Genomic DNA, 12,776 nt, shown 5'->3' on the forward strand with positions numbered 1-12,776 from the left:
CTATTTTCATTAAAAATCTAATCACTCAAAATTTCATCTTCATCCTGTCGCATTACCTGAACTACTCCGTCTAGCTCTTTAAGCTCTACAATTAGCTTTTGCACTTGGTCAGTATTCAAGACACGCAAACGAATCTCTCCTTCAAAAACAGTCTCTTCATTAATGTTAAAACTAATTCCACAGATATTAACTTTATTCTGATTGGAAATAATACGAGTAACATCATTTACAAGTCCCATTCTATCAGCACCAATAATGGTAAGCAAGACTTCAAAAGTTTGTGATTTTTGGCTAGACCAATTTACAGAAATAATTCTATCTCCATACGAAGCCATAATAGCGACAGCATTCGGGCAGTCTGTTCGATGAATACGAATTCCTCGCCCACTTGTAGTCAATCCAAAAATATTATCTCCCGGAATTGGGTGGCAACACTTAGACAAATGAAACTCAATTGTAGAGTCTCCTCCAATCATAAGAATATCGTCTTTTTTCTTCTTTTTATATCCCTTGCTTTCTTTTTTCGGTTTTATCTGTGCAGCTTTATACTGCTCATCTTCTTCTCTAAACTTCTTAATTTGTGTATGCTCAATTTTTCCTTTTCCGACAGCATAATAAAAATCAGAAGCATACTTATATTTAAAATAATCTAGAAGCTGATTGACAGTCTCGTCATTAAAATCAAGTTTGAGCTGTTTGAGTTTTCGTTTTACAATGTCTTTTCCGTCTTCAACAATTATTTTTTGGTCTTTTTTGAGAGACTGACGAATAAGTTGTTTTGACTTTGAGGTACGAACATAAGAGAGCCAATCTTCATTTACTTTCGTTTTAGAAGAAACAAGAATTTCTATTTGGTCGCCATTTTGAAGCTCATAGTTGAGAGGAACAAGTTTATGATTTACTTTTCCACCCATACAACGCTCACCAATTTCAGAATGAATATCAAAGGCAAAATCTAAAATCGTAGAGCCTTGTGGTAGCACTTTCAAATCTCCTTTTGGTGTAAAGACATAAATCTCATCACTAAAAAAGTTATTCTGAAATTCATCAATAAACTCTAATGCAGAAAGGTCTTTGTTTTCGATGCTTTCACGCACTCTAGCAATCCAACCTTCAATACTGGATTCACTTTTATCTGTTCCTCCTTTATATTTCCAGTGAGCTGCATAGCCTTTTTCTGCTATCTCGTCCATTCTGTGAGTTCGAATCTGGACTTCTACCCATTGCCCTCGTTTGCTCATTACAGTTGTATGCAACGATTCATAACCTGTCGTTTTGGGTGCGCTAATCCAATCTCTCAAACGTTGTGGACTAGGCTGATAAAAATCAGTTACGACAGAATAAGTACGCCAACACGCAGCCTTTTCATCTTCTCCGACTCCTGTGTTTAGGATAATTCGAATAGCAAACAAATCATAGACTTCATCAAAAGGAATTTGCTGCTTGACCATTTTTTTATGAATAGACGAAATAGATTTCATTCGGCTCTTTACTTCAAAATCTAGCCCTTGTCGTGCTAGTTCTTCTTCAATCGGCTTTTTAAATTCATTGATAAAACGAGTACGAGAAGCCTTCGTTCGTTTGATATGCTCAACAATTTCATTATATGCCTTTCGGTTAGAATACTTCAAAGACAAATCATCTAGCTCAGAACGAATATTATACAATCCCAAACGGTGGGCAAGGGGTGCATAAATAAATTGTGTTTCTGCTTTTATTTTAAGTTGCTTTGCATTAGGCATACTTTCTAGTGTACGCATATTGTGCAAACGGTCTGCAATTTTGATAAGAACAACACGAATATCTTCTGAAATCGTCAAGAGAACTTTTCTGAATGTTTCTGCTTGTTGTGATTTTTCTTGTCCAAACATATCACTAGGAACTTTTGTAAGTCCATCAATGATTTTGGCGACACGACTACCAAACTCTTTTTCTAGTCTTGAAAGAGGAATATCTGAATCTTCAACAACATCATGCAAAAGCGCACAAATAATAGAAGTTGTTCCTAATCCCATTTCCTCTACAACAATTCTTGCCACTTCGATAGGATGAAAAATATAAGGCTCTCCTGATTTTCTACGTACGTTTCCGTGTGCCTCAGTAGCTATCTGAAATGCTTTTTTAATTTTTTTGGTATCATCTCCTTGCATATAAGGACGTGCCAATCGCATTAAATGGCGATAACGTTGTAAAATCTCGTTTTTTTCTTTTTCTAGTTGTTGTTCTTCCGTTTTATTGGAAATTTCTACTCCCTTTTCTGGTATTGACATATCTTTTCAGTAAAGTTTAATCTTATAAGAATTATTATTTTTGCTTTCTAATTTTTAAAATGATTCTAGTTACAAAGTATTTTTTCATTATCAGTAAGGGCATCAAAAATAGCTAAGTCTTGTTATTTCTGATACCCTTGCTGACCATAATTTATGCTCAAATAGTAAGATGAATAAGTGTCATACTTTTTGTAAGATCACCTAAAACTTATTCAAATTAGATAAGTAGCTAAACTAAATTACTCATTTTATTTCATATATTCTAACTCTTAAAGAAAAAATATATTTATAAATCAACAAATTAGGTAGTCATACGGTTAGCATTTGTCAAGAAGAACCTAATCTATTTTATATGATTTTTTAAATACAAAATTTAATTATATATATAAATCAAGAAAAAAAACTAGTCTAAAACAGATTTTTTTTGCACTTTTGTAGTATCTAGTCTCTAGGTTTATAAGCCTTGAGTGCAAAGGTTCTCTATTATCTTATCAAAAAATAAAAAAACGATGCGTATTTTCGTTCAAAATAATTATTTAGAATTCGTCAATGAATATCCTGAAGTAACAGGAGGACGTATTTTGCAAACCGAAGAAATAAAAGACAGTTATAAATTATACCTTTCTCTCAAGACAAGAACTGATTTTACTAGAGCTTACATAAAAACAGATGATATAGAAAAGTCATTTGAAGAATTTGCCAAAAAATTTAAAATTAGAGAGGCTGCTGGAGGGTTAGTGATGCGTGATACTTTACAGCTTTGGATTTTTAGAAATGGAAAATGGGATTTGCCAAAAGGACATTTGGAAGAAAATGAAACGAATGCTGAAGCTGCCGTTAGAGAAGTAGAAGAAGAGTGTGGTGTGAAAGCTGAAATTGTAAAAGAGTTACCAACTACTTATCATATTTATACCTACGAAGGAAAAGAAATCATAAAGAAAACCTACTGGTTTGAGATGAGTACGGAAGATGAAAGTACGCCACAACCACAAATCGAAGAGGGGATAGAAAAAGTAACGTGGCTCAAAGAAATCGAAATTCCTTATATCTTGAATAATACGTGGGCTTCAATTGAATATTTACTTTCTCAGATTATTGAATTTTAGATTTTTATATGTTCTTTCTATAAAGAAATGATTTGTCTAATGCGCTTACTGCTATCAGACAAATCATTTTTTGATTTAGGTATATTAAGAAATCACTTCTTCTTTGTTTTCAATGGCAATATTTTCAAAATCCATCTCAATTTGATTTCTTGTAATATCTTCAAAGGTTTCTCTTTTTCGGATAAGATAGTCTTTTCCTTCATATACTAATACTTCAGCAGGACGGAAACGAGAATTATAATTAGAAGCCATCATGAAAGAATAAGCACCTGCATTTTGAAAAGCAAGAATATCATTTTCTCTTACTTCTGACAATTTTCGATTTGCTCCAAATGTATCTGTTTCACAAATATAGCCTACAACATTATAGACTCTTGCGACTCCTTTTGGATTAGAAATATTTGTAATATGATGATAAGAATCATAAAACATGGGACGAATAAGATGATTCATACCTGAATTAAGACCTGCAAAAACAGCCGTAGGAGTAGTTTTGAGTACACTCACAGAAGCTAAAAATGTTCCTGACTCGCTCACTAAATATTTCCCTGGTTCGAAAACAAGTGTCAAGTCTTTTCCGTATTGCTTACAAAACTCATTAAAACGCTCTGCAACCTGCTCTCCCAGTTTATCGATATCTGTCGTAATATCATTTTCTTTATAGGCTACCTTAAAACCACTTCCCATATCAATATATTCTAAGTCTGGGAAGTCTTCTGCTGTTTCTAATAAAATGTCTAATCCTCTCAAAAATACTTCTACATCTAAAATATCAGAACCTGTATGCATATGAAGTCCTGTAATTTTCATTTTGTAGGCTTCAACAATACGCTGAACATGACGCATTTGATATAAAGAAATTCCGAATTTGGAATCTATATGCCCCACCGAAATTTTTGCATTTCCACCAGCCATCAAATGAGGGTTTATACGTACACAAACGGGAACTTTACCTCCCCATTGATGTCCAAACTCTTCCAAAACCGAGATACTATCAATATTCACTTGTACTCCCAAACTCACAGCCTCATTTATTTCACTTAGTGCAACTGAATTAGGTGTAAATAAAATATCAGAAGGCTCAAAACCAGCTAAAAGACCTAGTTGAACTTCCTCAATAGAAACAGTATCTAACCCTGCTCCCAATGATTTAAAGAATTTCAAGACCGAAATATTTGTAAGTGCTTTACAAGCGTAATGTACCTTCATTTTAGTTTTTGAAAACGCCTTACAAAGCTGTTTGTATTGTGTTTCCATTTTCTTTGCGTCATAAACATACAAAGGAGTTCCATATTTTTCTGAAAGTGAGAGAGCAGAAACGCCCCCAATACAATATTCGTCTTGATCAAATTCTAACATGAGATTGGATGAAAGTTAATTAAATTAATAATAGTAAATGTTCTGATAAAGAACAGAACTTAAAACAAATTTAGTAAAGTAATAGTTCGTTCTGATAATTGAAGTTAGTTTTTTTATAAAAAATTAAACTTTCAAAATAAAAAACCTTATCTAATATAATTAGATAAGGCTTAATAACTAGTTAAGAGCATATTTTAAATTTTAGAAAAGTATAAATTAAATAGTATTTTCATATTTGAAAATTCATACTATCTACCAAGGAAGTTTTGGAGGCTCTACATCTCTTCCATTTCCACCAGTAGTCATTTCTAGTCTTTCTTCTAACTCTTCAGTAAGAAGTTCGTTTTCTAATTCTGCAAAAAGCTCGTTTTGAGCGTCTATTTGATTTGAGTTATTTTGAGTTTTCATAATGTAAAATTTTTGAAGTGTAAAAGTGTATTTTAAATGAATAAATAAAAAACAAGTATCTTGAAATAGTTTAATAGAAATACAAAACTAAGAGTGATAAAGAAGTCTTGTATAATTCCTTGTTTTAGTATACTTCAAATATAGGGGTTAGGGTTGCAGAATCAAATACCGATTAACAGTTTTTTATTACTTGAGTTACTTGAAAAGGATTAATAAGTCAGAATTAAATTTGGCAAAATCAGTATTTATTAAAATAATAAGCTTTATTGTACTTCAACACATAATTAGTGTTCTTAATTATATGAAAAATCTAATTTTATATGATTTGAAAGATATTGAAAAATCAGCTTATCATTAAAATAAATTCTTTAACAAAGTCATAACACGCTGAAAATCTACGTTTTACATAAAAAAATTACATAATAGCAAATCAAAAAAATATTTTTTCACCCTTTTTAAAGAAAAAAAATGACTTAATTTTATCAGAAAAGTCTAAAAAATTTAAAAACTCTTTACAAAATAGAATAATTCAGAAAGCTCTATCTTTGTCTAATGAGTAGCTTAAAAATTACTTTCACATTGAATCAAAAAAAACACTGACATATTTAATAAAATATCAAATAACTATGAAACTCAATTATAAAGAATTAGGAGATATAGATGCACCACCTTTGCTTATTCTACACGGCGTATTTGGTTCGCTTGATAACTGGCTTACTTTAGGACGTCAATTTTCAGAAAAATATAGAGTGTTTTTAATAGATCAACGCAATCATGGACGTTCTCCACACGATGAGGCAATGAATTATAACATTTTGGCAGATGATTTATATAATTTCATAGAAGAGCATCAACTTAAAAAACCACTTCTTATTGGACATTCGATGGGAGGAAAAGTAGTAATGCAATACGCCTTAAATTATCCTACTACTTTTGAAAAAATGGTAGTAGTTGATATCGCTCCTAGAAAGTATAATGTTTCTCATCATGAAGCTATTTTGAAGGGGTTGAAAGCTATTGATGTAGAAAACTTAGAAAGTAGAGGCAGTGCTGATAAAAAATTAGGACAATATATAGATGAAGAAGGGGTTCGTCTATTCTTGCTGAAGAATTTAGCTCGTAAAAAAGAAGGATATGAGTGGAAAATGAATTTGTCTGTCTTAGAAAAATCTATTTTAAAAATAGGAGGCGCAGTAATCAAAAATAAAAATATAGCTTCGTCAGTAGATTACAATGAAAAGCCTGTTTTGTTTATAAATGGAGGGCAATCTCGTTATATTCAAGAGAAAGATATTCCTACGATTATAAAATATTTTCCAAATGCCCATATACACACTATCGAAGAAGCTGGTCATTGGGTACACGCACAAAGTCCAAAGGAGTTTTTCGAAGTTGTTACAAACTTTCTTGAAAGTTAAAAATATTTTATTAGAGTTTGATATAACAAAAAAACACTAGACTTTAAAAGCCTAGTGTTTTTTTATAAAATTCAAATGTGTATTCTGTCTAAGAAAACAAGCTGTTTTTATAACAGATTTAGTAAGCTACTCACCTACTGATACACGTTCGAAAGCTTTGACTTCCATTCCTTTTCCTTCATTTTTTACATACTGAGCAATCGTAACTTTAGGGTCTTTTACAAATGCTTGGTTCATTAATGTATTTTCTTGAAGGTATTTCTTAACATAACCTTGAGCGATTCTGTCTAAGATATTTTCTGGTTTGCCTTCTTCTCTTGCACGTTCTACGCCAATAGCCATTTCACGTTCAGTAACTTTAGGATCAACACCATCTTCATTAAGAGCAACAGGATTCATTGCTGCGATTTGCATACCCAAGTCTTTTCCGATAGCATCATAATCAGCACTTCCTGCATTATCCATAGCTACCAAAACACCAACTTTTCCATTTGAGTGAATGTAAGCTGCTAATTTGTCAGCTGATAGATGGCTATAACCTACGATAGAAATTTTCTCCCCCATTTTACCAACAAAGTCAGTAATTTTGGCTTCTAGGCTTTGTCCACCTGTTTCTAAAGCTAAAAGTTCTTCTGAAGAAGATGGTTTTTTGTCTGATGCAAGTTTTGCAATTTCATTTCCCAATGTTTGAAACTCTTCATTACGAGCTACAAAGTCAGTTTCACAACCCAATCCAACAATTACGCCTTCTGAATCATTATTGAAAATTTCGATAAAAACTGCACCTTCTGAAGTATCTCTATCAGCACGTTTTGCAGATACTTTTTGCCCTTGTTTACGCAAAATATCTACTGCACCATCAAAATCTCCATTAGACTCTGTAAGAGCTTTTTTGCAGTCCATCATTCCTGCACCTGTCATTTCACGAAGTTTCTTTACTTCACTTGCCGTAATTGCCATTGCTATTATATGTTTTGTGTTCTTGATAGAACGGTTGATTAAAAACGAATTAAAAAAAGAGTGATTAGTAGCTGCAAAGTTACAAATCACTCTCTATTTATAAATTATTCTTACCAAAATTTAATAAAATTAATAAGACAATAAAAATATATGGTGGAATTATTAAGCAAAATTAGAGCTTACATAATCCATGTCTTCTTGTGAGTTCTCACGACCACGGTAAGAATTAGCAAGAATAGTTTTGAGGCGTTTGAGTTCTTTACGAGCTTCATCCAATCCTTCAGAAGGGCGTTCAGATTTTTTCTTTTTGAAATAGTCTGACTGGATAGTTTTTAGCTCACTAACACGCTTCTCAATCTGTAATTTGGTCTTTGTTTCGAAAGCCATAGTGATATAAGAATTTTTGAATTCAATTACGAATTACGAATTAAAAATTACGAAAATTAAAATTCTATTTTAAGTAACTAAAATCTGTTTTGATAAAATCAATTTATATAGATAAGTAGTAAATAATCAAATCAATAACTATTTACTACTTTTAATTGTCTAGTTTGATTTGAAATAATGAATAAATAGTGAAGGCCAAACAAGTAATTAATTTATCACTAATCACTTATAGTTAATCACTAAAAAAAGATTATTCCTCTTCGTCAGCACTTGCTTTCGAAGCTACGGCTTTAGATTTTTTTTCATCTATTGCACGTTTTTTATTTTCTTCTTCTTGCAATTTAGCTTGTTCTTTATCTTCTTTACGTTCTGCTAAACCTTCTTCAACGGCTTTACCGATGATAGTAGTAAGAAGTAAGATAGACTTGTAAGCATCATCATTTGCAGGAACTGCATAATCAACAACGTTAGGGTCTGCATTTGTATCTACGATAGCAAAAACAGGAATATTAAGGCGTTTTGCTTCTTTGATAGCAATGTGTTCACGAACAACATCAACTACAAAAAGAGCAGAAGGCAAACGGTTAAGGTCTGCAATACCACCTAATACACGCTCTAATTTCTCTTGCTCACGTGTAATCATAAGACGTTCACGCTTTGCTAAGTTTTTGTACATATCACTTTTCATCATACGGTCTGTCGACTGCATTTTTTTGATAGACTTACGTACAGTAGCAAAGTTAGTGAGCATTCCACCCAACCAACGGTCTGTAACATAAGGCATATTTAGGCGTTGTGCCTCTTGTGATACTACTTCTTGTGCTTGTTTCTTAGTAGCAACAAACATAATTTTTTGTCCTTTACGAGCCATTTCTTTGATGGCAGCCGTAGTGGTTTCTAGACTGGCGAGAGTCTTATTAAGGTCAATGATGTGGATACCATTGCGCTCCATAAAAATGTAAGGAGCCATTTTTGGATTCCACTTTCTTTTCAAGTGACCGAAATGCACGCCTGCGTCCAAAAGGTCTTTATATTCTATTTTGTCCATAGTAATATGTTTACTCTGTGAAGAGAATGTAAATCAATTTCGAAACTTTGGTTCTTTTTTCTGTACGATTTGAATAAAAAATAAGCTTTTAATCAAGGTAGAGGCGAGAACCACGCATTCGGGATTATTATTTTAATAAAAAAAGGAAGGTTAAGAATTCTATTTGTTTCAAAAATGCCTTTTGAGAAATTTGAAAAAATAGTTTAATGCTTATATTCATGTATCTGACAGTTTGAAGTATCTGATAAATAATAAGCAAAAGAAAATTCTTAACGCTTACTGAATTGGAATCTACGACGTGCTTTTCTACGACCGTATTTTTTACGTTCCACCATACGAGGGTCACGTGTCATGAATCCTTCAGCTTTAAGAGCTGGGCGAAGCTCTGGGTCATGCTCAACTAAGGCACGAGAAATACCAAGACGAACAGCACCTGCTTGTCCTGTGATTCCACCACTAGCTACGTTTACATTTACATCAAAAACACCTACTTTGTCAGTAACAACAAAAGGTTGATTGATGATGATACGTAAGATTTCTGTTGGGAAGTAGTCTTCTATAGCACGACCGTTTACAGTGATTTTTCCTGTACCAGGTTGCATATAAACACGAGCTACTGCCTTCTTACGTCTTCCGAGGGTGTGAAGAGTTGTACTCATTTATAAATTAAATGGTTTAGATTGACCTAAAAAGTTGAATTAAAATTTCACTTCTTTAGGTTGTTGTGCTTCATGAGGATGCTCACTTCCTGCGTGCACGAACAAATTACGGAATAACTCACGCCCTAAACGGTTGTGAGGCAACATACCTTTTACTGCATCTTCTACAAGTTGTGTAGGCTTACGCTGTAAAATTTGGCGTGCTGAATAAATTTTTTGACCACCTGGATAACCAGAGTGAGTAATGATCTTTTTGTCGTTCCACTTCTTACCAGTAAGGTGGATTTTTTCGGCATTAATAACGATTACACTATCGCCACAATCATTGTGAGGAGTGTAAGAAGGCTTGTGCTTTCCACGCAAACGCTTCGCTATTTCACTTGCCATACGACCCAAAGTTTGTCCTTCAGCATCAACAATAAGCCATTCACGGTCTTCTTTGCCTTGCTCTGCAGTAACAAACTCAGTTTTGTAACTAAGTGAATCCATTTTTTTGGAAATTTATTGAAGAGAAATTTCAATTGCGAATTATGAATTACGAAACCATTATTCTAATTATGAATATAATTTATTTGTAATACTAATACTTTATTCAATAAAAAATATCTATTCAAATTACTATAAAAAATTAACTAATTTCTATCAAAATCATTCAGTATCAAGTTAATAGGTTTTTGCAAACAAAAGCTCAATCCTGCTATTTTAATAGGTCTGCAAAATTAGAGGTTTTCTTATTGATTTCCAAATAGTTGTAAAAATTTATCGATTATTAATTTATAAACTGTAATTCTTCAAGTCTAATTGCATCTTTATATTTGCACGTTCATAAAGTCCCTCTTCTAACGGTCTTTCTTCAAAACCTATTTTCTTATATAAATGAATTGCTGATTGAAGCACAGTATTGGAATAAAGAATGATTGTAGAAATACCATTGTTTTTTGCAAAATCCAAGCAATGTTTTAAAAGAAATTTACCTATTCCTTTTCCTTGTTCTTCGCTTGTAACAGCCATTTTTCCTAACTCAAAAATAGTATCAGTCTTTTTTAATAATGAAGCCGTTGCTACAATTTCTTCATTATTCTTATCTCTAATTTTCACAAAAAAGATATATCCTCCTTTCTCAATAATCTCTTTCTTGGGATTTGAAAGTGAAATTACATCGCCTTTTTCTAATCTAAAGTATTTTTCAAGCCATTCAATATTTAGTTTTTTGACCCATTCACTCAAATTATCATCATAATTAATTATTTCAATAGTTTCTTTATAATTTGTCAATATCATAATTCAAAAGTTAGAAATGGTATTTTTTAAAAAAAGAGTGTTTAATCAGCGAAACAAAGCCAAAAAGTTCTCTCTATTAGATTTTACGGAGTATTCGTTTTGGATCGTTTGTAATGCTAGAGTTCCCATTTCCTGTCTTTTTTGTGGGTTTTCTAAAAGAAAAGATAGATGCTCTTTCCATTCAGTTTCTGTATCAGCTAAAAAACCGTTTTCATTAGTTGCCTCTTGATTAATAATTTTTTTATTGACACCAATCGGAGAAATCACGGCAGGAACACCCAACGCCATATATTGCAAGGCCTTAAAGCCACATTTTCCTTCTGCCCACGCATCAGCCGTAAGTGGCATCACTCCAATATCTAATTCTGATAAATCTTTTATTTCTGTTTCTTTATTCCATTTCACAAACTCAAAGCTCTTCAAATTATTTTCTGTATCTAAGTTTGGGTTTTGATTGCAGATAACACGAAAGATGAAATCATGTTTCTGTTCTAGTTCCTTCAAAATAGGGATAATCATTTCTAAATAAATCAGCGTAGAGTGCGAACCTGTCCAGCCAATAATCGGTTTTTTATTTGGGTTATGCTCGTGTAGCATATTATGCTTTTTTTCTAAATCAATCGTTGTTGGATTCAAAATAGCTTTTGTGGTAGAGTTTGCAAACTCATTGGCGTTGCGTTGCAAATACTCATTTCCTGTACTTATTTTATACGACCATTTACAAATTTTCTTTACCTTATCAGGAGATTTTAAAAAGGCTGCTAATTTATTTTGAGAGGAAGTCGCATGAATCCATATCGCATCATCAAAATCATAGATAATCTTTCTATTAAAAACTTTTACCAAAATCCATTCAAAAATAGGATAACCAATAGGAGTAGCTTCACGAAATAAAAAAACAAAATCTGCATTTCTAGCCTTCCAAATATGAACAAAACGCCTTAAAAACCCTTTCAAAACCCCTACTACTTTTTGTAGAGTATGCCCTTTTTTATAGAGAATTTTATTTGTTTCTTCATCTAAAAAAGACAGTAATTCATAATCAAAATTATTTTCTTCAAGAATATCCAAATACTGCTCATAACGAAATCGCTGACCAGGGGCAATGTCATAAGGATAAGGAACAATAAATTTGATTGTCTTTTTTTTCATAGTGGTTGTATCAACCGTCAACGAGATTTTATCGTCGTTGAGGCTTATCTAATCTCTTTATATTTTTTAGGATATTCAAAAAAACGAACTGTTCCTGAATGCCTTGCTACTTCTGCCCACGAATTTACATCAAAATCCAAACAATAAATACCTGTTGTGGGCATTTCTTCAATAGCTTTATCTGCCAAAAAATCCACTAACTTACTCAAATCTGGATTATGCCCAACTAAAGCAACCGTATTTTTTGTATCAAAAAGTGTATTGATAATTCGCATGTGAAAAGGAACACCTGTAAAGTAAAGGTCGTCAGTTAAATGAACTTGACTTTCCATAAATCCATAAATATCAAAAAAAATCTTTTGTGCTGTCTTTTTTGCTCTCTTAGCAGAGCTAGACAATACCAAATCTGGAATTATATTTTTTTCAAATAAAACCTTTCCCATTAGAGGTGCATCGTTTTTCCCTCTAGTGTTTAGAGGGCGTTCACGGTCTGGCAGAGTTTCATCTTTCCACGAAGATTTGGCATGTCTTATAAGTATTAGTGTTTTCATAGATTTTGATTCGTATTTTTTTTACAAATATAATAGTTTTTTGTGGAGCAGGTATTTCTATATTTTAAAATATTTCTATTCATTTTTCAAATTTGTTGCAACCTTTGATTTTTTGTCTTGTCTTTCATAGTACAATAGCAAATATGAGAGATAACAAAAACGATTTGAATATCTCTA

13 protein-coding genes are annotated in these 12,776 nt (G+C 32.4%); 2 read left to right on the forward strand and 11 right to left on the reverse strand.

Going from position 1 to position 12,776, the window contains the following annotated elements; all coding sequences use genetic code 11:
- Positions 1–17 precede the first annotated feature (17 nt).
- On the reverse strand, positions 18–2,270 hold the full coding sequence (locus WAF17_RS12275) for a RelA/SpoT family protein (protein ID WP_338759766.1): 2,253 nt from the start codon (positions 2,268–2,270) through the stop codon (positions 18–20).
- A 509-nt stretch (positions 2,271–2,779) separates the two neighbouring features.
- Between WAF17_RS12275 and WAF17_RS12280 the strand changes: the two genes are divergently transcribed.
- On the forward strand, positions 2,780–3,376 hold the full coding sequence (locus WAF17_RS12280) for an NUDIX domain-containing protein (protein ID WP_338759768.1): 597 nt from the start codon (positions 2,780–2,782) through the stop codon (positions 3,374–3,376).
- Positions 3,377–3,460: 84 nt separating this feature from the next.
- Here WAF17_RS12280 and lysA read toward each other — a convergent pair whose 3' ends face one another.
- Together lysA and WAF17_RS12290 are read right to left on the reverse strand one after the other, a co-directional pair.
- On the reverse strand, positions 3,461–4,735 hold the full coding sequence (gene lysA, locus WAF17_RS12285; RefSeq protein WP_338759771.1) for a diaminopimelate decarboxylase: 1,275 nt from the start codon (positions 4,733–4,735) through the stop codon (positions 3,461–3,463).
- A gap of 252 nt (positions 4,736–4,987) precedes the next feature.
- On the reverse strand, positions 4,988–5,143 hold the full coding sequence (locus WAF17_RS12290) for a hypothetical protein (protein WP_338759774.1): 156 nt from the start codon (positions 5,141–5,143) through the stop codon (positions 4,988–4,990).
- A 626-nt stretch (positions 5,144–5,769) separates the two neighbouring features.
- On the opposite strand from WAF17_RS12290, the gene WAF17_RS12295 reads away from it, so the two are divergent.
- Positions 5,770–6,561 (forward strand): alpha/beta fold hydrolase, encoded by a 792-nt coding sequence (locus tag WAF17_RS12295; RefSeq protein ID WP_338759777.1) that lies wholly within the window; start codon positions 5,770–5,772, stop codon positions 6,559–6,561.
- A 126-nt stretch (positions 6,562–6,687) separates the two neighbouring features.
- Here WAF17_RS12295 and tsf read toward each other — a convergent pair whose 3' ends face one another.
- The 8 genes from tsf to WAF17_RS12335 form a co-directional block, all read right to left on the reverse strand.
- Complete coding sequence (gene tsf / locus WAF17_RS12300) at positions 6,688–7,521, reverse strand: translation elongation factor Ts (protein ID WP_338759780.1); 834 nt, start codon at positions 7,519–7,521, stop codon at positions 6,688–6,690.
- Between the two features lie 162 nt (positions 7,522–7,683).
- The gene (locus WAF17_RS12305; RefSeq protein WP_338759783.1) at positions 7,684–7,908 is read right to left on the reverse strand and encodes a hypothetical protein; all 225 of its coding nucleotides are present in this window, start codon (positions 7,906–7,908) and stop codon (positions 7,684–7,686) included.
- 250 nt (positions 7,909–8,158) lie between these two features.
- Positions 8,159–8,956: a 30S ribosomal protein S2 gene (gene rpsB, locus WAF17_RS12310; protein ID WP_338759785.1), complete on the reverse strand. Its 798-nt coding sequence runs from the start codon at positions 8,954–8,956 to the stop codon at positions 8,159–8,161.
- Between the two features lie 269 nt (positions 8,957–9,225).
- Complete coding sequence (rpsI, locus tag WAF17_RS12315) at positions 9,226–9,615, reverse strand: 30S ribosomal protein S9 (RefSeq protein WP_338759787.1); 390 nt, start codon at positions 9,613–9,615, stop codon at positions 9,226–9,228.
- Between the two features lie 39 nt (positions 9,616–9,654).
- Positions 9,655–10,104, reverse strand: a complete 450-nt coding sequence (rplM, locus tag WAF17_RS12320; protein WP_338759789.1) for a 50S ribosomal protein L13 — start codon at positions 10,102–10,104, stop codon at positions 9,655–9,657.
- 285 nt (positions 10,105–10,389) lie between these two features.
- Positions 10,390–10,896: a GNAT family N-acetyltransferase gene (locus tag WAF17_RS12325; RefSeq protein ID WP_338759792.1), complete on the reverse strand. Its 507-nt coding sequence runs from the start codon at positions 10,894–10,896 to the stop codon at positions 10,390–10,392.
- A 45-nt stretch (positions 10,897–10,941) separates the two neighbouring features.
- Positions 10,942–12,048 (reverse strand): glycosyltransferase, encoded by a 1,107-nt coding sequence (locus WAF17_RS12330; protein WP_338759795.1) that lies wholly within the window; start codon positions 12,046–12,048, stop codon positions 10,942–10,944.
- Between the two features lie 44 nt (positions 12,049–12,092).
- Entirely contained in the window at positions 12,093–12,599 is a 507-nt protein-coding gene (locus WAF17_RS12335) for a histidine phosphatase family protein (protein WP_338759798.1), read from the reverse strand.
- Between the last annotated feature and the right edge of the window lie 177 nt (positions 12,600–12,776).

This window comes from Bernardetia sp. ABR2-2B (assembly GCF_037126435.1).
Taxonomy (GTDB): domain Bacteria; phylum Bacteroidota; class Bacteroidia; order Cytophagales; family Bernardetiaceae; genus Bernardetia.